General features: G+C 71.2%; 22 protein-coding genes. 6 read left to right on the forward strand and 16 right to left on the reverse strand.

Annotated features, from left to right (window positions below; translation table 11 throughout):
- Positions 1–18 precede the first annotated feature (18 nt).
- Positions 19–234 (reverse strand): I78 family peptidase inhibitor, encoded by a 216-nt coding sequence (locus Q2K21_RS24435; protein ID WP_310775029.1) that lies wholly within the window; start codon positions 232–234, stop codon positions 19–21.
- Between the two features lie 435 nt (positions 235–669).
- On the opposite strand from Q2K21_RS24435, the gene ctaD reads away from it, so the two are divergent.
- Positions 670–2358 carry an aa3-type cytochrome oxidase subunit I gene (gene ctaD / locus Q2K21_RS24440; RefSeq protein ID WP_310781212.1) on the forward strand — a complete coding sequence of 563 codons (1689 nt, stop codon included), beginning with the start codon at positions 670–672 and terminating at the stop codon, positions 2356–2358.
- Here the strand turns inward: ctaD and Q2K21_RS24445 are convergent.
- From Q2K21_RS24445 to Q2K21_RS24455, 3 genes are all read right to left on the reverse strand, one after another.
- Positions 2243–3277 (reverse strand): helix-turn-helix transcriptional regulator, encoded by a 1035-nt coding sequence (locus Q2K21_RS24445; RefSeq protein ID WP_310775031.1) that lies wholly within the window; start codon positions 3275–3277, stop codon positions 2243–2245. The two genes, ctaD and Q2K21_RS24445, sit on opposite strands and share 116 nt — an antisense overlap.
- A 30-nt stretch (positions 3278–3307) precedes the next feature.
- Positions 3308–3448, reverse strand: a complete 141-nt coding sequence (locus Q2K21_RS24450; RefSeq protein ID WP_310775033.1) for a hypothetical protein — start codon at positions 3446–3448, stop codon at positions 3308–3310.
- A gap of 122 nt (positions 3449–3570) precedes the next feature.
- Positions 3571–4239 carry a LysM peptidoglycan-binding domain-containing protein gene (locus Q2K21_RS24455; protein ID WP_310775034.1) on the reverse strand — a complete coding sequence of 223 codons (669 nt, stop codon included), beginning with the start codon at positions 4237–4239 and terminating at the stop codon, positions 3571–3573.
- A 541-nt stretch (positions 4240–4780) separates the two neighbouring features.
- Between Q2K21_RS24455 and Q2K21_RS24460 the strand changes: the two genes are divergently transcribed.
- On the forward strand, positions 4781–5554 hold the full coding sequence (locus tag Q2K21_RS24460) for a hypothetical protein (RefSeq protein ID WP_310775036.1): 774 nt from the start codon (positions 4781–4783) through the stop codon (positions 5552–5554).
- A 206-nt stretch (positions 5555–5760) separates the two neighbouring features.
- A complete protein-coding gene (locus tag Q2K21_RS24465) occupies positions 5761–6153 on the forward strand; it encodes a hypothetical protein (protein ID WP_310775038.1) in 393 nt (130 codons plus the stop codon).
- Between the two features lie 93 nt (positions 6154–6246).
- On the opposite strand, the gene der is transcribed toward Q2K21_RS24465, so the two are convergent.
- The 5 genes from der to aroH all read right to left on the reverse strand — a co-directional run bounded on the left by der (position 6247) and on the right by aroH (position 10837).
- Complete coding sequence (der, locus tag Q2K21_RS24470; protein ID WP_310775040.1) at positions 6247–7725, reverse strand: ribosome biogenesis GTPase Der; 1479 nt, start codon at positions 7723–7725, stop codon at positions 6247–6249.
- Positions 7726–7799: 74 nt separating this feature from the next.
- On the reverse strand, positions 7800–8471 hold the full coding sequence (locus Q2K21_RS24475; RefSeq protein WP_310775042.1) for a lysophospholipid acyltransferase family protein: 672 nt from the start codon (positions 8469–8471) through the stop codon (positions 7800–7802).
- Complete coding sequence (gene cmk / locus Q2K21_RS24480) at positions 8468–9163, reverse strand: (d)CMP kinase (protein ID WP_310775044.1); 696 nt, start codon at positions 9161–9163, stop codon at positions 8468–8470. Before cmk ends, Q2K21_RS24475 begins: the two co-directional genes overlap by 4 nt.
- Before the next feature lie 229 nt (positions 9164–9392).
- Positions 9393–10478: a prephenate dehydrogenase gene (locus tag Q2K21_RS24485; RefSeq protein WP_310775046.1), complete on the reverse strand. Its 1086-nt coding sequence runs from the start codon at positions 10476–10478 to the stop codon at positions 9393–9395.
- Positions 10475–10837, reverse strand: a complete 363-nt coding sequence (aroH, locus tag Q2K21_RS24490; protein WP_310775048.1) for a chorismate mutase — start codon at positions 10835–10837, stop codon at positions 10475–10477. Before aroH ends, Q2K21_RS24485 begins: the two co-directional genes overlap by 4 nt.
- Before the next feature lie 188 nt (positions 10838–11025).
- Here aroH and Q2K21_RS24495 point away from each other — a divergent pair, with 188 nt between their 5' ends.
- Genes Q2K21_RS24495 through Q2K21_RS24505 form a run of 3 tightly spaced genes read left to right on the forward strand, consistent with a single transcriptional unit; the run spans position 11026 to position 12767 of the window.
- Positions 11026–11703, forward strand: coding sequence for a hypothetical protein (locus Q2K21_RS24495; RefSeq protein ID WP_310775050.1), 678 nt, complete (start codon positions 11026–11028; stop codon positions 11701–11703).
- 30 nt (positions 11704–11733) lie between these two features.
- Positions 11734–12318 (forward strand): DUF6529 family protein, encoded by a 585-nt coding sequence (locus Q2K21_RS24500; protein ID WP_310775052.1) that lies wholly within the window; start codon positions 11734–11736, stop codon positions 12316–12318.
- A complete protein-coding gene (locus Q2K21_RS24505; protein ID WP_310775054.1) occupies positions 12315–12767 on the forward strand; it encodes a Rieske (2Fe-2S) protein in 453 nt (150 codons plus the stop codon). The genes Q2K21_RS24500 and Q2K21_RS24505 overlap by 4 nt, the downstream gene beginning before the upstream one ends.
- A 9-nt stretch (positions 12768–12776) precedes the next feature.
- Here Q2K21_RS24505 and Q2K21_RS24510 read toward each other — a convergent pair whose 3' ends face one another.
- The 7 genes from Q2K21_RS24510 to Q2K21_RS24540 form a co-directional block, all read right to left on the reverse strand.
- Positions 12777–13799, reverse strand: a complete 1023-nt coding sequence (locus tag Q2K21_RS24510; RefSeq protein ID WP_310775056.1) for an ADP-ribosylglycohydrolase family protein — start codon at positions 13797–13799, stop codon at positions 12777–12779.
- Positions 13796–14515: an NUDIX hydrolase gene (locus tag Q2K21_RS24515; protein WP_310775058.1), complete on the reverse strand. Its 720-nt coding sequence runs from the start codon at positions 14513–14515 to the stop codon at positions 13796–13798. The genes Q2K21_RS24510 and Q2K21_RS24515 overlap by 4 nt, the downstream gene beginning before the upstream one ends.
- 119 nt (positions 14516–14634) lie before the next feature.
- Entirely contained in the window at positions 14635–15702 is a 1068-nt protein-coding gene (locus tag Q2K21_RS24520) for a pseudouridine synthase (protein ID WP_310775060.1), read from the reverse strand.
- Entirely contained in the window at positions 15702–16373 is a 672-nt protein-coding gene (gene scpB, locus Q2K21_RS24525) for an SMC-Scp complex subunit ScpB (protein WP_310775062.1), read from the reverse strand. Before scpB ends, Q2K21_RS24520 begins: the two co-directional genes overlap by 1 nt.
- The gene (locus Q2K21_RS24530) at positions 16370–17590 is read right to left on the reverse strand and encodes a segregation and condensation protein A (RefSeq protein ID WP_310775064.1); all 1221 of its coding nucleotides are present in this window, start codon (positions 17588–17590) and stop codon (positions 16370–16372) included. Before Q2K21_RS24530 ends, scpB begins: the two co-directional genes overlap by 4 nt.
- Positions 17591–17610: 20 nt before the next feature.
- Complete coding sequence (locus Q2K21_RS24535) at positions 17611–18219, reverse strand: hypothetical protein (protein WP_310775066.1); 609 nt, start codon at positions 18217–18219, stop codon at positions 17611–17613.
- A complete protein-coding gene (locus Q2K21_RS24540; protein WP_310775068.1) occupies positions 18204–19337 on the reverse strand; it encodes a ParA family protein in 1134 nt (377 codons plus the stop codon). The genes Q2K21_RS24535 and Q2K21_RS24540 overlap by 16 nt, the downstream gene beginning before the upstream one ends.
- Positions 19338–19488: the final 151 nt, after the last annotated feature.

Genomic DNA, 19488 nt, shown 5'->3' on the forward strand with positions numbered 1-19488 from the left:
CGGGCCCACGCGCGCCGGTCATCCCTTCCAGCAGCGCCTGACCCTGCCGTTCTCGACCTCGAAGTTCAGCCGTCCGATGCGGTACTCCATGGTGATGATCGCGCCCGGCGGCAGCGAGCGGACCGCACTCCAACCGCGCTCACGGGCGAGCCGCTCGGCGCGGTCGGCCTCCAGGCCGACGTACGCGTCCGGGGAGTCCTCGGGTTCTGCGCCAGGGGTGGGAATGGGTGCCATGCCGCCACGTTAGGCCGCGGGCCTCCGGCGCGGAAGTCCGGGCCCGTCTCCCGGCCCACGCGGTCCTCTCCGGTCACACTTCTGTCACAGGATCGCGACACCCGTTTCGCCCTCACGGCGTCACACGTACGAGCGGTTCCGTACGTGCCACGCACCTCCTCGAACGTAATTCGGATCAGGATCGGTCAACCTGGGAACGGGCCGAAAATTACCCCGCGGAAAGCACGGTGACCGGTTCACACCCGGCCTTTTTCATTCCGAATCCGGGATGTCCGCGTCACCTGACACCGCATAAGAAATACACGGCTTCAGCACAGAACCACCGTATGCGCCCTGTCGGAGCGCGGGGCGGCGCGCACATCGTGGCGTGAGCCCGCGGGAGTGCCGGACCGCGGACTCCAGCAGGCCCGGGACGCGATGAGCGAGGGGCAGGCGATGGGGACGGACACGGCGCAGGCGACCGTGGAAGGGTTGCGGGCGAGGCGGCCGGGACGGCTGGTGGTGGACTGGCTGACCACCACCGACCACAAGAAGATCGGCCACCTCTATCTGGTCACGTCGTTCGCGTTCTTCCTGATCGGCGGCGCCATGGCGCTGATGATGCGGGCCGAGCTGGCCCGGCCCGGCCTGCAGATCATGAGCAACGCCCAGTACAACCAGCTGTTCACCATGCACGGCACGATCATGCTGCTGCTGTTCGCGACCCCCACCTTCGCGGGGTTCGCCAACGAGATCATGCCGCTTCAGATCGGCTCCCCCGACGTGGCCTTCCCGCGGCTGAACATGCTGTCGTACTGGCTGTTCCTGTTCGGCGGGCTGATCGTGCTGGGCTCGCTGCTGACGCCGGACGGGGCCGCCGACTTCGGCTGGTTCGCGTACGCGCCGCTCAACAGCGCGGAGCACACACCGGGCATCGGCGCCGACATGTGGATCATGGGGCTCGCGCTGGCCGGCTTCGGCACGATCCTGGGTGCGGTGAACTTCCTGACGACGATCATCGGGATGCGCGCGCCGGGCATGACGATGTTCCGGATGCCGATCTTCACCTGGAACACGCTGTTCACGTCGATCCTCGTACTGATGGCGTTCCCCGTGCTCGCGGCGGCGCTGCTGGTCCTGGAGGCGGACCGGCGGTTCGGTGCACGGGTGTTCGAGGCCGCCGATGGCGGGGCGCTGCTGTGGCAGCACCTGTTCTGGTTCTTCGGCCATCCCGAGGTCTACATCATCGCGCTGCCGTTCTTCGGGATCATCACGGAGATCATCCCGGTCTTCAGCCGCAAGCCGATCTTCGGCTATCTGACGCTGGTCGGCGCGACGATGGCGATCACGGGTCTGTCGGTGGTCGTCTGGGCGCACCACATGTTCGCGACGGGCGCGGTGCTGCTGCCGTACTTCTCGTTCATGTCGTTCATGATCGCGGTACCCACGGGCGTGAAGTTCTTCAACTGGAGCGGCACGATACTCAAGGGCTCCCTGTCCTTCGAGACACCGATGCTGTGGGCGACCGGCTTTCTGGTGACGTTCCTGTTCGGCGGGCTGACGGGGGTGATCCTGGCCTCGCCGCCGATGGACTTCCACGTCACCGACTCGTACTTCGTGGTCGCCCACTTCCACTACGTCGTCTTCGGCACCGTCGTCTTCGCGACGTTCGGCGGCTTCTACTTCTGGTGGCCGAAGTTCACCGGGAAGCTGCTCGACGAACGACTCGGGAAGATCCACTTCTGGACGCTGTTCGTGGGCTTCCAGGTCACGTTCCTGGTGCAGCACTGGCTGGGCGCGGAGGGCATGCCGCGCCGGTACGCCGACTATCTGGCCGCCGACGGCTTCACCGCGCTCAACACCGTCTCGTCGATCGGCGCGTTCCTGCTCGGCATCTCGACGCTGCCATTCGTCTACAACGTCTGGAGGACCGCCAGGTTCGGCACCAAGGTGGAGGCCAACGACCCCTGGGGCTTCGGCCGCTCCCTGGAGTGGGCGACCTCCTGCCCGCCGCCGCGGCACAACTTCGTCACGCTGCCCCGGATCCGCTCGGAGTCCCCGGCCTTCGACCTGCATCATCCGTTGTACGCCGAGGGTGCTCGGCCCGCTCCAGAGCCCGGGACAGCCGGTCCCGCGCCGTCCTGACGGCCTCGGTCAGCTCGGCGGGTTCCAGCACCTCGAACTCCAGGCCCATCATCATCACGTGGATGACCATCACATCCAGGTTCGGGGCGCCCGTGCGCAGCAGACAGCTGCCGTCGGTCTCCGCCTCCAGGGTCCCCGCCGACGGGGAGACACGCTCGGCCGCCTCGTGCAGGGGCACCAGCAGCCGTACGACGGCCTGTGCGGCGTACGCGCGCGTGGAGACGCCCTTCGACACATATGCGGCGAGGTCCTCGGCCGGTGGTGTCCGCGGGGTGAAGCGCGGGCCGTGCGGCGGCTTCGGGATGATGCGGTCGACGCGGAAGGTGCGCCAGTCGTCGCGGTCGACGTCCCAGGCGACCAGGTACCAGCGGCGCTCGGTGCACACCAGACGGTGCGGCTCGACGGTGCGGCGGGTGGGGGCGCCGCCGTGGTCGCGGTACTCGAAGCGCAGCCGTTCCGCGTCCCGGCACAGGTGGGCGAGTTCGGTGAGGACGGCGGGGTCCACGGTGGAGGGCCGGGGGCCGCGCAGCATCGGCACCGTGAACGCGTTGAGGGCGCTGACGCGGCGGCGCAGCCGGTTCGGCAGGACCTGCTCCAGCTTGGCGAGAGCGCCCACGGAGGTCTCGCCGATGCCCTCGATGCCCTGCCCGGCGGCCGTGCGCAGCCCGACGGCCACGGCGACCGCCTCGTCGTCGTCCAGGAGCAGCGGCGGCAGTTCGGCCCCCGCCCCGAGCTGGTAGCCGCCGCCGGTGCCCGGGCTGGCGTCGACCGGGTAGCCCAGTTCACGCAGTCGGTCCACGTCCCGGCGGACGGTGCGGGGGCTGACACCGAGGCGTTCGGCGAGGTCGGCTCCGGACCATTCGCGGTGGGCCTGGAGCAGGGACAGCAGGCGCAGCAGTCGTGCCGAGGTCTCCAGCATGGGTCCGAGTCTGCCAGCCCTTGCGGACAGCTACGGTCCGCAAGGAGGGACGGCCTGTGTCCGCTCCGCCCGCACCGCGGCCTTGGCACAGCGGAAGACCGGCTTCTTGTCCGCGATGTCGTCGAGCAGTCGCGCGAAGTGTTCGTGCTTCGTCTGCGGGGCCTCGGTCATCCGCCCGCGACCGGACCCATGCGCGCCGGGGTCCCGCCCGGTCGGCCGACCGGGCGGGACCCCGTGTCCGAGCAGGGCCCTGACGTCCGATCGCGATGTCAGGGCCCGCGGGAGGAGCTCGGTCAGACGTCGAGCCGCTGCCCGGGCACGATCAGATCGGGATCGCCGCCGATGACCGCCTTGTTGCGCGCGTACAGCTCCTGCCAGGTGGTCCCGTGCCGCTCGGCGATGCCGCTGAGGGTGTCACCGCTGCGGACGGTGTAGTCGCCGTGGGAGGCACTGCGACTCGGCTGTCCCGTCGAGCGCTCCGGCGCCTTCGACGACTGCTTCGACGGGGTGGACTTGGTGGTGACGGAGGCCGAGGACGAGTGGGCCGACGAGCTCTCGGCCGTCCCCGCGCCCGACCCGGCGGGCGCGCTCCCGTAGGCTCCGGCACGCCCCGAGCAGACGGGCCATGCGCCCCACCCCTGCGCGTGCTGGACCTTGGTGGCGACGGCGATCTGCGCCTCCCTGGAGGCCTTGTCGGCGGTGGGCGCGTACGCCGTGCCGCCGTAGGCCCGCCAGGTGCCCGCGGAGAACTGCAGTCCTCCGTAGTAGCCGTTGCCGGTGTTGATGTGCCAGTTCCCGCCGCTCTCGCACTGGGCGATGCGGTCCCACACTCCGCCGTCGGCCGCGGCGGCGTTGCCGGTCGCGGCGAGCAGTCCGAGCGGGGCGAGCAGCGCCGCGCCGGCGAGGACCGCCGTCGTACGGGTCGTACGGGCCTTACGGGTGTTATCGGCACATTCGGACATGTAATTCCCTCTCCACTGACCCGAGGTCCCCCAAGGCGGGGCGCGCCGGCCCGCGTGGGATACGCGGTCGTCGCGCGCCGCCCCGTCCACCGGAAGTGGTGCTGCGCGCCGGCTGTGCGGCGCGGCCGGTGGACGTACCCGGGCGGTGCTCGTTGCACACGGCGGAGGAATCTAGGCAGCCCGACCACCCGATATCAACCAACTCCTTGTCATTCCAGGCCAGTTCGCCGTTACCTGAGGTATCGGCGATTTTCAGCCACCCATTTCATTCGCTGATTTCCGGATATGTCGACCACCCGACCCGGCCGCATGTGAGTCACTTCACGCAACCAACTTCCTTCACCGCCCAACAAGTTGGCGAGGAGTGACGGATTCCGCACACAGGGTCACACTCCGCGCCGGTCGGTTCGATTCCGTTCGCTTCCGGGCGTGACTCCGGCCACAGATCGCCCGTTGTCATCTTCATGAGCCGGGGACCCCCGGACTCATGGGCCGGGAGCCACCCGGCACCGTCACGCACCGCATCCCGAGGGAGCCACCCGTGCCGCGCATGCTCGACGTCAGTGACGCCGTACGCGCCGAGATCGGCGACGAAGAAGCCGACCGGCTGCTCGCCGGAGAGAACGCCCCGGGCAGTTACGACTGCACGTCCTGCCGCACCCCGGGCGACTCCGATCAGGAGCGCACCAGCACCGTCCTGTTCGTCGGGGACGAGACCGCCGTCCTCGCCTTCGCCCATGCCACCTGCCTGCCCTCCCAGGTCGTCCAGGTCACCGAGGAGCAGTTGCAGGGCGCCGTCCGCTCCATCGCCGCCGAGGAGGGGATCGCCACGGGCGTCCCCGAGCAGGCGGTGCTGGGCGTCACCAGCGGACTGGTCCTGATCGCCGGGGAGTTGCACCCGGCGCTCGTCGTGGAGCCGACCGCGCCGATCGTGCGCCCGGGCACGACCGGCATCGGCGACGACTTCCTGCCCCTGCTCATCGAGCAGGGCTTCATGCCGCTGACCGAGATCGCCTCGGTGCCGTCCGTGCTGCACGGCTGGTCGGTGCTGCTCGCCATGGGCCAGCTGCACGCCGTGCTGCAGCCCGGGGCGGGCGGCGGGCAGCCGGTCGCCTGGTGGCAGGCGCACCAGCCGCTCCAGGTCACCGATGGATGGCGGGCGGCCGCCAACAAGCACCAGCAGGTGCTGATGTTCGCAGCACCGGTGGGGTCGATCGGCCGCCAGCCGCGAGAGGATCTGCTGCGCGACGCGTTGGACAAGGCGGCGGCCAACGGGAAGCTCGTGGCTGCCGCCTTGCCTCTGGCGGGCACCTGAGCCTTTGCCGGGGCCGTTCGCCAAGTGCCGGTCGACTGTGGTGGATCGGGCGCGGGTCCGCTGTGACCGAGCGCGCCCACGCGGCGGAGCCACACCACCTCACCGCCCCGCGCCCCTGACGGGGCGCACCGCCCATCACGGCATGCGTCCCGCCGAAGCGGACTAATCGACCGCATCCCTTGGGCGGCGGGGTCGTTGGCATCTACGTGCATGCATATGACGTCCCCCGCCGCCAGTCCTATCAGCCCGCCCCTTCCGGGCGAGCGGCCCAGGACCTTTCGGGCGGCTCGTCCGCCACGCCGATCTACGACGCGCTCTACTCCGAGTACGTCAGGTCCTTCCGGGCCTACCCGGGCGACCGCAGCAACGAGGAGGACCTGGGCTTCGTCGCCTTCGCCAACTCCCCGCACCGCACGGCCTCGTACGACGCCGGGACGTATGGCACACGCCCCGGCACCCCCCAGCACGCGACGGGCCATCTGGCCGCCCAGCACGGGCACACGGCCACGGCGGCCACCGTCTGGCAGCAGGTGGCGCGGCACGCCAGAGGGATGCAGCACGTCCCGGCGCTGCCGCCCGCACCGCGCAGGGGGCTGTGAGCAGGACGCGGGCTGGGGCGCCCCGGAGGCGAAAGAAAAGGGGCGGCCCCCACCATGGAGGCCGCCCTTTCCTCAAGCGCGCTGTCCCTTACGTCACTTCTTCTTGCCGCGCTTCTCGCGCACCCGGACGGAGATATGGATCGGCGTGCCCTCGAAGCCGAACTCCTCGCGCAGCCGCCGCTCGATGAACCGGCGGTAGCCCGCCTCGATGAAGCCGGAGGCGAAGAGCACGAACCGCGGCGGCTTGGTGCCCGCCTGCGTGCCGAAGAGGATGCGCGGCTGCTTGCCGCCACGGACCGGGTGCGGGTGCGCGGCGACCAGTTCACCGAGGAAGGCGTTGAGCCGGCCCGTCGGAACCCGGGTCTCCCAGCCCTCCAGCGCGGTCTCGATCGCCGGGACCAGCTTCTCCATGTGCCGACCGGTGCGCGCCGAGACGTTCACACGCGGAGCCCAGGCGACCTGGCCGAGCTCTGTCTCGATCTCCCGCTCCAGGTAGTAGCGGCGCTCCTCGTCGAGGGTGTCCCACTTGTTGTAGGCGAGGACGAGCGCGCGGCCCGCCTCCACCGCCATGGTGACGATGCGCTGGTCCTGGACCGAAATGCTCTCGGTGGTGTCGATCAGCACGACGGCGACCTCGGCCTTCTCCACAGCGGCCGCGGTACGCAGCGAGGCGTAGTAGTCGGCGCCCTGCTGGAGGTGGACCCGCTTGCGGATACCGGCCGTGTCGACGAACTTCCAGGTCTTGCCGCCGAGTTCGATCAGCTCGTCGACCGGGTCACGGGTGGTGCCGGCGAGTTCGTTGACGACGACGCGCTCCTCGCCCGCGACCTTGTTCAGCAGCGAGGACTTGCCGACGTTCGGGCGGCCGATCAGAGCGACGCGGCGCGGTCCGCCGATCGCCGCGCCGAAGGCCTGGGCGGGCGCCTCGGGCAGGGCCTCCAGGACGGCGTCCAGCATGTCGCCGGTGCCGCGGCCGTGGAGGGCCGAGACGGGGTGGGGCTCGCCGAGGCCGAGGTTCCACAGGTAGGCCGCGTCGGCCTCGCCGCTCGGGCCGTCGACCTTGTTGGCGCACAGCACCACGGGCTTGCCGGCCTTGCGCAGCAGGCGGACGACCGCCTCGTCGGTGTCAGTGGCGCCGACCTTGGCGTCGACGACGAAGACGACCGCGTCGGCCGCCTCGATCGCGTACTCGGCCTGGGCGGCCACGGAGGCGTCGATACCGAGGACGTCCTGCTCCCAGCCGCCGGTGTCGACGACCTTGAAGCGGCGGCCCGCCCACTCGGCCTCGTAGGTGACGCGGTCGCGGGTGACGCCGGGCTTGTCCTCGACGACCGCCTCGCGGCGGCCGATGATGCGGTTCACCAGAGTCGACTTGCCGACATTGGGGCGGCCGACGACGGCGAGGACCGGCAGCGGACCGTGTCCGGCCTCCTCGATGGCGCCCTCGACGTCCTCCAGGTCGAAGCCCTCTTCCGCGGCGAGCTCCATGAACTCCGCGTACTCGGCGTCGCCGAGCGCCCCGTGCTCGTACTCGTGCGCGGCCGAGCCGTCGGGCTGGATCTGGTCGTTCATGAAGTCCGTACCTCGTTCATCGTGGTGATCGGTGGAGCACCGCGTCTCACGGTGATCCACTACTCAAGTGTCGCCTAGCGCCCGGTGAGGCGCCTGGCGTTTTCCAGGTGCGCGGTGAGCTGCTTCTGGATGCGCACGGTCGCCTCGTCCAGTGCCTTGCGCGTACGCCGACCGGTGCCGTCGCCCGCCTCGAACGGGTCACCGAAGACCACGTCGACACGGCTGCGCAGCGGAGGCAGCCCCTTTATCAACCGTCCGCGCCGCACCGAATTCCCCCGCCCATCCCGCCCGGCCGTCCCCAGCACCGCGACCGGAACGACCGGAGCGCCGCTGCGGACCGCGAAGTACGCGAGCCCGGCGCGCAGCGAGGCGAAGTCGCCCTCGCCGCGGGTGCCCTCGGGGAAGATCCCGAGTACACCGCCGTTCTCCAGGACGCCGAGCGCCCGGGTGATGGCCGTGCGGTCGGTGGACTCCCGGTCCACCTTCAGCTGCCCGATGCCGAGCAGGAAGGGGTCCAGCGGGCCGACGAACGCCTCCTTCTTGATCAGGAAGTGCGTCGGCCGGGGAGCGACTCCCATGACCATGGGGCCGTCGATGTTGTGGGAGTGGTTGACCGCGAGGATCGCCGGGCCGGTCGCCGGGACCTTCCAGGCGCCCAGGACGCGCGGCTTCCACAGCCCGTACATCAGGCCGACGCCGATGCGCCGCCCGACCTCGGCGCCGCGCACCGAAGGCACCTCGGTCACTTCGCCGCCCGCTTCTCCTCGACAAGGGTGACGACACACTCGATGACCTGCTTGAGAGTGAGGTCGGTGGTGTCCACCTCGACCGCGTCGTCCGCCTTCGCGAGCGGGGACGTCTTGCGGTTGGAGTCGGCCGCGTCCCGCTTGATCAGCGCCTCGCGGGTGGTGTGGATGTCCGCGCCCTTCAGCTCACCGCTGCGGCGGGCGGCGCGCGCCTCCGGGGAGGCGGTGAGGAAGATCTTCAGGTCGGCGTCGGGCAGCACGGTCGTGCCGATGTCGCGGCCCTCGACGACGATGCCGGTCTCCGCGGCGGCGGCGAGGGAGCGCTGCAGCTCGGTGATCCGGGCGCGCACCTCGGGCACCGCGCTGACCGCGCTGACCTTGGAGGTGACCTCCTGGGTGCGGATCGGGCCGGAGACGTCCGTGCCGTCCACGGTGATGGTGGGCGCGGCCGGGTCGGTGCCGGAGACGATCTCCGGCTTGCCCGCCACCGCCGCGATCGCCGTGGGGTCCGTTATGTCGATGCCGTTGTTCACCATCCACCACGTGATCGCCCGGTACTGGGCGCCGGTGTCCAGGTAGCTCAGCCCGAGCTCCACGGCCACGGCCTTCGAGGTGCTCGACTTGCCCGTGCCGGAGGGGCCGTCGATGGCGACAATCACTGCCGGGGCGGTCCTGGCGGCGCCGTTTTCCACGTGGGGACACCTTCCTGGTGCGGGGTGGTGGGTGTGGGCGGGACGCGGGGCGCCCCGCACAAGGTTACTGGGTGCGCGTCACTCGTCCGGCCGCGCGTGAGCCTGCCGCCCGGCGGCTTCCGGATGCCGGTCGGCAACAGGCGGCCTGTCCGGCGTTCGAGGACGAGGCCGTTCGGGCCGCCCGGGGTCCGGGGGCGGCGGCCCCCAGGGGCGGCCACAGCGCCGCCCGCTACTGCCGGATCGCCCAGCCCCGCTCCCGCAGCGCCGCCGTCAGCACGGGCACCGCCTTCGGCTCCACGGTCAGCTGGACCAGACCCGCCTGCTGCCCGGTCGCGTGCTCGATGCGTACGTCCTCGATGTTGACGCCCGCCATGCCCGCGTCCGCGAAGATACGGGCCAGCTGACCCGGCTGGTCGTTGATCAGCACCGCCACGACCTCGTAGACCCGCGGAGCGGTCCCGTGCTTGCCGGGCACCCGGACCTGGCCGGCCTTGCCGCGGCGCAGCACGTCCTCGATGCCGTCGGAGCCCTCGCGCCGCTTGGCCTCGTCGGAGGACTGGAGGGCGCGCAGGGCCCGTACGGTCTTGTCGAGGTCGGCGGCGACCTCGGAGAGCAGGTCGGCGACCGGACCCGGGTTGGCGGACAGGATGTCGATCCACATCCCGGGTTCGGAGGCCGCGATCCGGGTCACGTCCCGGATGCCCTGCCCGCTCAGTCGCACCGCCGACTCCTCGGCGTGCTGAAGGCGCGCGGCGACCATGTTGGAGACCAGGTGCGGCATGTGGGAGACCAGAGCGACGGACCGGTCGTGGGCGTCGGCGTCCATGACGACCGGCACGGCCCGGCAGTGCGAGACCAGCTCCAGGGCGAGGTTCAGCACCTCGGTGTCCGTGTCCCGGGTCGGGGTGAGCACCCACGGGCGTCCCTCGAAGAGGTCGCCGGTGGCCGCCAGCGGCCCGGACTTCTCGCGGCCCGACATGGGGTGCGTGCCGATGTACGCGGTGAGGTCGAGGCCCATGGCCTCCAGCTCGCGGCGCGGGCCGCCCTTGACGCTGGCCACGTCGAGGTAGCCGCGGCCGAGGCCGCGCCGCATGGCGTCGGCGAGCGCGGCGGCCACATACGCGGGCGGAGCCGCGACGATCACCAGGTCGACGGGCCCCTCGGGCGTCTCGTCGGTGCCGGCGCCGAGCGCGGCCGCCGTACGGGCCTGCTCGGGGTCGTGGTCGCAGAGGTGCACGGTGACCCCGCGCGCGGCGAGTGCCAGGGCGGCCGATGTGCCGATCAGCCCCGTACCGATGACGAGTGCGCTTCTCACTGGGCGATGTCCTTGCGGAGGGCGGCCGCGGCACCGAGGTAGACGTGCGCGATGTCGGCGCGGGGCTTGTCGGACTCGATGTGGGCGAGGACCCGGACGACCCGGGGCATCGCGCCCTGGATGTCCAGTTCCTGGGCGCAGATCAACGGCACGTCGACGATGCCGAGGTTGCGGGCGGCGGCCGCCGGGAAGTCGCTGCGCAGGTCGGGCGTGGCGGTGAACCAGATGCTGATCAGGTCGTCGCCGGTGAGGTCGTTCCGCTCCAGGATGGCGGTGAGCAGGGCGCCGACCCGCTCGTCCATGTGTCCGGCCTCGTCCCGTTCGAGTTGGACGGCCCCCCGGACCGCTCGTACCGCCACGGTGCTGCTCCTCGCTGATCCACTGAAACGTCTGGTCACACCAGCCTAGTCAGCCCCGGACACACCGGTGCGCGCCGCCCGCCTGACGAGACGGCCCCGCGCCGGGATGAGAACGCCTCCGTGCGCCCCTGGACGCCGGGGCACCGGTCCGCTCTCATGGCAGCAGGCTCGCCTCGGGGGAGGCCCGCATGAAGCGCTCCGGACCGTTGCTCACCCTTGTCGCGGGACTGCTGTTCGCCCTGTTCCTGCTGGCGCTGAACGCCACCACCGGGACGAGGGGTGCGTCCTCCTACGGCGAGGAGTCCCCCGCGGCCCCGGCGGCCCCGGCGTCCGCGAGCCCGCCGGCCACGCGCACCGCTCCCCCACCGAGCCAGTCCCCGTCCCCGTCCACCGGCCCGGTGCCCGACGCCGGGTACGCGGGCCGTACGGACGACGACTCCGCCTCGGTCGCCGTCTCCCTGCGCGACGGCCGGGCGATCGCCTACTTCTGCGACGGCCGGAACAAGGAGTCGTGGCTGAAGGGCGATGTCAAGGCCGACGGCACCATGAAGCTCACCGGGCGCGACGGCGCCGAGCTGACCGGCACGCTCACGGCGGGCGAACGGATCCGCGGCACCGTGGATGTGGGCGGGGCGCGCCACGGCTTCACCGCCGACAAGGCGGTCAAGCCGTCGGGGCTGTACCGCGCGACCGCCACCGTGCGCGGCGCGAAGCTAGTCGGCGGCTGGATCGTGCTCCCGAGTGGCAGGCAGGTCGGCATCCTCGCCCGCGACGGAAAGCCCTCGGCGGCACCCGCGATCGATCCGTCGACGGGCGTGGTGACGGTCGACGGCCGCCGGCTCACGGCCCGCCCCGTGGCCCCCTGACCCTCTGCCGCCTTCCACCGGGAGCGTCCCATGACCGTGGACCCGAACGCCGCCACCCAGGGATTTCCCTCCCCGCACCCCGCCCACCGGCGTCCCGGCGGGGCTCGCTTCGTCGTCCCCGCGCTGGTCGCGGCGGCGGTCGCCGTCGCCCTCGGCGTCTACGGGAGGGCGCACGATCCGGCCGGTACCGCCTTCAACCTGGCCGGCTTCAGCAGTACGGGCGCGGTGAAGTCATGGCTCGCGACGACCGCGTTCTTCTTCGCGGTGGTCCAGGTCGTCTCGGCGTTCATGATCTACGGGAAGCTGCCGGGACCGAGCTGGGCACCGGTGCTGCACCGCTGGTCGGGGCGAGTGGCGTTCCTGGTGGCGGTGCCGGTCGCGGTGCACTGCCTGTATGCGCTGGGCTGTCAGACGTACTCGCCGCGCGTGCTGTGGCACTCGCTCCTGGGCTGCTTCTTCTTCGGGACATTCAGTGCCAAAATGCTCCTGCTTCGCATGGAGCGACTGCCCGGTTGGCTGCTGCCGTTCGTCGGCGGCCTCGTCTTCACCGTTCTCACCGCCATCTGGCTGACCTCCGCCCTCTGGTTCTTCCGCACGTTCGGGGTGACGACATGACGATCCGCTCGACGCGACGCACGCTTCTCGTCACGGGCGCGGCTGTGCTCGTGGCCGGGTGCAGCAAGTACGGCGACGGCAACGAGAGCGGCGGCTCCGCGACGCCGTCCACACCGTCCACGTCCGCCGGCGCGTCCGGCTCGGCCGGCGGTACGTCGGGCGGCCGTGTGCTGGCGAAGACGAGCGACATCCCGGTCGGCGGCGGCAGAATCTTCAAGGAGCAGAAGGTCGTGGTGACCCAGCCGGCGAAGGGCGAGTTCCACGCCTTCTCGGCGGTCTGCACGCACCAGGGGTGCCTGGTGAACAAGGTCGCGGACGGCACGATCGACTGCCCCTGCCACGGCAGCAGGTTCCACGTCGACGACGGCTCGGTGGCCCACGGCCCGGCGACGCGCCCCCTGCCCTACCAGACGATCAGGGTGAAGGGAGACACGATCAGCCTGCCGTGAGCGCCCGCGTCACGCGTCCCAGAGCGCTCCGAGCGCCTGCAGCTCGCCCCCGTACTCGATCCGGTCCGCCCACTCCCGCGGCCAGACCTCGGCGCCGAGGTGGGCTCCCGCGAAGGCACCCGTCAGGCAGGCGATCGAGTCCGAGTCGCCGGAGGTGCAGGCGGCCCGGCGCAAGGCGGTGACGGGCTCGTCGGGGAAGAGCAGGAAGCACAGGAGACCGGTGGCGAGGGCCTCCTCCGCGATCCATCCCGCGCCGGTCGCCAGACACGGATCGTCCTCGGGTGAAACGGTCCCCACGGCCTCCTGGAGGCGGTCGAGGACGTCCAGGCACTCGTCCCAGCCGCGCGCGATGAAGTGCTCCGGCGTGGGGTCCTGGGCACGCGTCCACAGATCGCCGAGCCACCGCTCGTGGTACCGGCTGCGGTTCTCGTGCGCGTACGACCGCAGCAGCCCCACCAGGCGCGCCGGCTCGGCACCCTGCACGAGCAGGCGTACCGCGCGGGCGGTCAGGTCGGACGCGGCAAGCGCCGTGGGGTGGCCGTGAGTGAGCGCGGCCTGCAACTGGGCGGCACCGGCCCGCTGTTCGTCGCTCAGCCCGGGGACGAGCCCGAGGGGTGCGACGCGCATGTTGGCGCCGCAGCCCTTTGAGTCGATCTGGCTCGCCTGCTGCCAGGGACGGCCCTCGTCCTTCAGCAGGTTGCAGGCGACCAGGCACGTCCGGCCGGGCGCCCGGTTGTTGTCCGGGGACTGGTACCAGTCGACGAACTCCTCGCGCACCGGCCGTTCCATCCGCTTCGGTGCCAGGAGCCCACGGTCCATGGCCGTCCGCAGCCCGCGCCCGAGCGCCAGCGTCATCTGCGTGTCGTCGGTGACGATCGCCGGCCTCGGCAGCGCCATCTCCCGCCAGGGCCCGCACTTGGCGAGGATCGAGGGCACGTCGTTGAACTCGGTCGGGAAGCCGAGCGCGTCGCCGAGGGCGAGCCCGAGGAGGGATCCGGTGGCGGCGCGCCTGGCGAGGGCCGTGGTGGTCATGAGGGCCGTCCTTCCGTGGTGGGGCGGAGCAGGGGCGGGTGCAGGGCGGTGGCGCCGCCCGCGCGGTAGAGCGCGGCGGGCTTGCCACGGCCGCCGGTCAGCCGGGCGGCGCCCGGGACCTGTTCGACGAAGCCGGGTGTGGCGAGGACTTTGCGCCGGAAGTTGGGCCGGTCGAGCGCGGTGCCCCACACGGTCTCGTAGACCTGCTGCAACTCGCCCAGCGTGAACTCGGGCGGGCAGAAGGCCGTGGCGAGGCAGGTGTACTCGAGCTTGGCCCCGACGCGTTCGTGGGCGTCGGCGAGGATCCGGTCGTGGTCGAAGGCGAGCGGCCCGGCGCTGTCGTACGGCAGCCAGCACGCCTGGGCCGCGTCGCCGCCGCCGTGCGGTTCGGGCGCGTCCGGCAGCAGCGCGGCGAAGGCGACGGAGACCACCCGCATCCGGGGGTCACGGCCGGGCTCGCTGTAGGTGCGCAACTGCTCCAGGTGGAGCCCGGAGACGTCGTCCAGGCCGGTCTCCTCGGCGAGCTCGCGCCGGGCGGCCGTCTCGGCGGACTCGTCCGGCAGCACGAAGCCCCCGGGCAGCGCCCACCGTCCGGCGTACGGCTCCTGCCCCCGCTCCACGAGCAGCACATGCAGCGCGCCCGCACGGATGGTGAGGACGGCGAGGTCGACGGTGACGGCGAAAGGTTCGAACGCGTACTTGTCGTAGCCCTGCATACCCTCACCGCCTTAATAGTCGTATTGACTATAAACAGTCGCGGTGGTCGCGCACAACAGGGCGGCCCGGCTCCCGTCGAAACGGGAACCGGGCCGCTCAGGTGGAGCCGGAGGTGTGACTAGAGGTCGACTTCCTTCATCAGCATCCCGACCTCCGTGTTCGACAGGCGGCGCAGCCAGCCGGACTTCTGGTCGCCGAGGGTGATCGGCCCGAAGGCGACCCGCACCAGCTTGTCGACCGGGAAGCCGGCCTCGGCCAGCATGCGGCGCACGATGTGCTTGCGGCCCTCGTGGAGCGTCACCTCGACGAGGTAGTTCTTGCCGGTCTGCTCGACCACCCGGAAGTGGTCCGCGCGCGCGTACCCGTCCTCCAGCTGGATGCCGTCCTTGAGCTTCTTCCCCAGGTCGCGCGGGATCGGACCCACGATGTGCGCGAGGTAGGTCTTCTTCACGCCGTACTTGGGGTGGGTCAGCCGGTGTGCCAGCTCGCCGTGGTTGGTGAGCAGGATGACGCCCTCGGTCTCCGTGTCGAGACGGCCGACGTGGAAGAGCCGGGTCTCGCGGTTGGTGACGTAGTCGCCGAGGCACTGGCGTCCCTCCGGGTCCTCCATGGTGGAGACGACACCGGCGGGCTTGTTCAGCGAGAAGAACTGGTACGACTGCGTGGCCACGGTCAGCCCGTCGACCCTGATCTCGTCCTTCTCCGGGTCGACCCGCAGGCCCTGCTCGGTGACGATCTCGCCGTTCACCTCGACCCTGGCCTGCTCGATCAGTTCCTCGCAGGCGCGCCGGGAGCCGTAACCGGCACGCGCGAGCACCTTCTGCAGCCGCTCGCCCTCCTGCTCGGCGCCGGGGAAGGTCTTGGGCAGCTTGATGTCCTTCTTGCCGGCGTACCGCTCGCGGTTGCGCTCCTCCGCCCGTGCCTCGTACTCACGGGAGCGCGCCGGGGCCGTACGGCCGCCGCCGCGCTGCTGGGACTGCTTCGGACCGCCCTTGGCGCCACCCCGCGCGGAGCCGCCGCGCCCGGACTTCGGCCCGTCCTGGGAGGCGCCGGGGCCCACGTCGTAGCGGCGCTCCTCGGGGCGGGGCTTGCGGGGCCGGCCCTGACCCTGCTTCTGGTCCCTGTCGTTGCCGGCACCGCGGTAGTTACCGCGCCCGCCGCTCTTACCGCTGCCGCTGCTTCGCATCAAAGTTCCGTCGTCGTGTTCGTCGTGTGATCGCCGTCCGAGCCCGGAGCATCGGGAGCGTCCGGGTCGAACGACGGAACCCCCTCCTGGGTCTCCCCCTCGATCGCCTCCGCCTCCGGGAGGAAGGGCGCGAGCTCCGGAAGCTCGTCCAGGCCGCGCAGGCCCATCCGCTCCAGGAAGTAGTTCGTCGTCCTGTACAGGATCGCACCTGTTTCGGGTTCCGTGCCCGCCTCCTCGACAAGACCGCGCTGGAGGAGGGTGCGCATGACCCCGTCGCAGTTCACTCCGCGGACCGCCGAGACGCGGCTGCGGCTGACCGGCTGACGGTACGCGACCACCGCCAGGGTCTCCAGGGCGGCCTGGGTGAGCCGGGCCTGCTGGCCGTCGAGCACGAAGCGCTCCACGGCGGGGGCGTAGGCGGCCCGGGTGTAGAAGCGCCAGCCGCCCGCGACGAACCGCAGCTCGAACCCGCGGCCCTGCACCGTGTACTCGTCGGCGAGCTCCCGCAGGGCGTCGGCGATCTGCCGCCGGGGCCGCTCCAGGATCTTCGCCAGGTGCTCCTCGGAGGCGGGCTCGTCCACGACCATCAGGACGGCCTCCAGGGCGGGCTTGAGGTCGAGGTCGGCGACGGTGCTCAGCCCCGCCGGTAGCTCAGTGGTCTGCTCGCTCACGCCTTCTTCTCCTCCTTGGGCTCCTCGGGCGGCCGGTCGAACTCGTCCGTGACCATCGGCGCCTGGTCCCCTTCCCCGCCGGTCCAGCGCACCAGCAGCTCACCGAGGGCGGCCTCCTGCTCCAGTGCCACGGCCTTCTCCCGGTACAGCTCCAGCAGCGCGAGGAAGCGCGCGACGACGGTCAGGGTGTCGTCGGTGTCCTCGACCAGCAGGCGGAAGCTGGCCTCGCCGAGTTCCCGCAGCCGCGCCACGACGATCCCGGCCTGCTCCTGCACGCTGACGAGCGGGGCGTGGATGTGGTCGACGTACACCTGCGGTTTGGGCTTGGGCTGCATCGCCTTGACGGCGAGCTTCGCGAACCCCTCCGGACCGATGCTGATGACGACCTCGGGAAGCAGCTCGGCGTGCTGGGGTTCCAGGCCGACGGTACGGGGGTAGCGCCGGGCCTCGTCGTCGGTGCGCCGGTTGAAGATCTCGGCGATCTGTTTGTACGCGCGGTACTGGAGGAGCCGCGCGAACAGCAGGTCCCGGGCTTCGAGCAGTGCGAGGTCGGCCTCGTCCTCGACCTCGGCGGCGGGCAGCAGCCGCGCGGCCTTGAGATCGAGCAGCGTCGCGGCGACGACGAGGAACTCGGTCGTCTGGTCGAGGTCCCAGTCCGGCCCCATGGCCCGGATGTGCGCCATGAACTCATCGGTCACCTTGGACAGCGCGACCTCGGTGACGTCGAGTTTGTGCTTCGAGATCAGCTGGAGGAGGAGATCGAAGGGCCCCTCGAAGTTGGCCAGCCGAACCTTGAAGACCCCGTCACCACTCTCAGCGGACGAGGCTTCCACCTCGGCCTCGGACACGGCTTCCGATGCGGGCTCGGATTCGGGTTCGGGTTCCGATTGGGGCTCGGGCTCGGGCTCGGCAACGGGCGGTACGTCTACAGCTCCGCCCGCGTTGTGGGCAGTCGTTCCGCCGGGCGATGGGGGTCCCCCCTGCCCGAGCGAAGTCGGGAGCTTGGGGGAGGGTGGGTACAACGGCCGACCAGCCGCAGGCGACGAACTCTCCTCAGCCACGGACAGGCTCTCCGCCGCAGGCGAAACAGGCTCCGTCTCCGCGGGAGGCGCAGTGGCTTCAGCCGGCGCAGCCCCAGGCCCACGTCCCAGCACCCGGCGCCGCCCGGCGGAGCCGGAGGAACCGTTAGCGGAGACAGAGCCGTCGTACGAGGTCATAGCCGTCGCAGGCTACCTGCTTACCGCCCCCGAAGCCGACGCACGAGGATGCTGGCGTCCCCCCGGGACTCCAGATCCGCCAGCACCACGGCGACAGCCTCCCGCACGATCCGCCCGCGGTCGACCGCGAGCCCGTGCTCACCCCGCAGCACGAGACGCGCGTGCTCGAGGTCCATCAGCTCCTCCGCGGACACGTACACGGTGATCTTCTCGTCGTGTCGCTCCCGCCCGCTGGGCCGCCGCCCGGCCGCACGCCCCCGCTTGCGCGGCTGAGCCGCGTTCGAAGCCGCGGTGGCCCCGGCGGAAACCGCAGAACCGGCAGAACCTTCCTGCGCCGCCTGACGCCGCACGGGCGACCGCTCCGCGGTGGCCGACCGCATCCGGGACTCCCCGGCCTCCGCCTCCGCGACATCCGCCGCGACGTGCTCGTCGCCCTCCCCGTCGCCGCCCTGCACGGGCACCGACGGTGGTGCGTCCTCCGCCTGGGCCGTCGCGTCGCCCTCGCCCGCGGGAGCCGGCACCCGGGCCTCGCCGTTGGCCTGGCGCCTGGGAGTGGACGCCTGGAGCGCCATTCCCCCGGTGGTACGGAACAGTTCGTCGGCCCCCGGCAGACTCACTCGGCGTGACACCGGGCGAGCACCTCCCTGGCGAGCTGGCGGTAGGCGGCGGCACCGACGGAGTTGGAGGCGTACGTGGTGATCGGTTCACCGGCGACGGTGGTCTCCGGGAAGCGCACGGTCCGGCCGATCACCGTGTGGTAGACGTGATCGTCGAACGCCTCGACGACCCGCGCGAGCACCTCACGGCTGTGCACGGTCCGGGAGTCGTACATCGTGGCGAGGATGCCGTCGAGCTCCAGCTCGGGGTTGAGCCGCTCCTGGACCTTCTCGATGGTCTCCGTCAGCAGCGCCACGCCACGGAGGGCGAAGAACTCGCACTCCAGCGGCACGATCACCTTGTGCGCCGCCGTGAGGGCGTTCACGGTGAGCAGACCCAGCGAGGGCTGACAGTCGATGACGATGTAGTCGTAGTCGTCCATCAGCGGCTTGAGCGCCCGCTGGAGCGTCGACTCGCGCGCGACCTCCGACACCAGCTGGACCTCGGCTGCCGACAGGTCGATGTTGCTCGGCAGCAGGTCCATGTTCGGGACCGCGGTCTTCAGCAGGACCTCGTCCGCGGACATGCCCCGCTCCATGAGCAGGTTGTAGACGGTGAGGTCGAGCTCCATGGGGTTGACGCCGAGGCCCACCGACAGCGCGCCCTGCGGGTCGAAGTCGACGAGCAGCACCCGGCGCCCGTACTCCGCGAGCGCGGCACCCAGGTTGATGGTCGACGTCGTCTTGCCGACGCCGCCCTTCTGGTTGCACATCGCGATGATCGTCGCGGGACCGTGGTTCGTCAGCGGTCCCGGGATCGGGAAGTACGGCAGCGGGCGGCCCGTCGGGCCGATGCGCTCACGGCGCTGGCGGGCCGCGTCGGGCGCGAGCGTGGCAGCGTACTCGGGGTCGGGCTCGTATTCGGCGTCCGGGTCGTAGAAGTGCCCGTCGGGCAGTTCGTCGTAGTCGGCGAAGTGGTTGTGGACCCGGCCACTTCCGTCGCCGGCCATGGCGTTCACGTGTTGGCCATCCATGCTCTGGTGTGCTGTCTGAGCCTGCTGGGGGCTCTGGCTCTGGTGGGCTGCGAAGGTGCGGACAGCGACGGAGCCGACAGCCTCGAGCCCCGTGGGGCCCGTGCCCCGCGCAGGCATTCCTGGTTGACCACCCCCGGGAGTAAATGTCGACTCATTCACAAGTCGTCTTACCTCCTTGGTGACCAGGAAACTTCTAGATAGGTCAGCGTGGCACCATGCCGACGGTTGGCGACTCTATGGCGTGTCGGCGGTCCGCAGCAACACAATC

It is taken from the genome of Streptomyces sp. CGMCC 4.7035 (genome assembly GCF_031583065.1).
In the GTDB taxonomy this organism is placed as follows: domain Bacteria; phylum Actinomycetota; class Actinomycetes; order Streptomycetales; family Streptomycetaceae; genus Streptomyces; species Streptomyces yaanensis.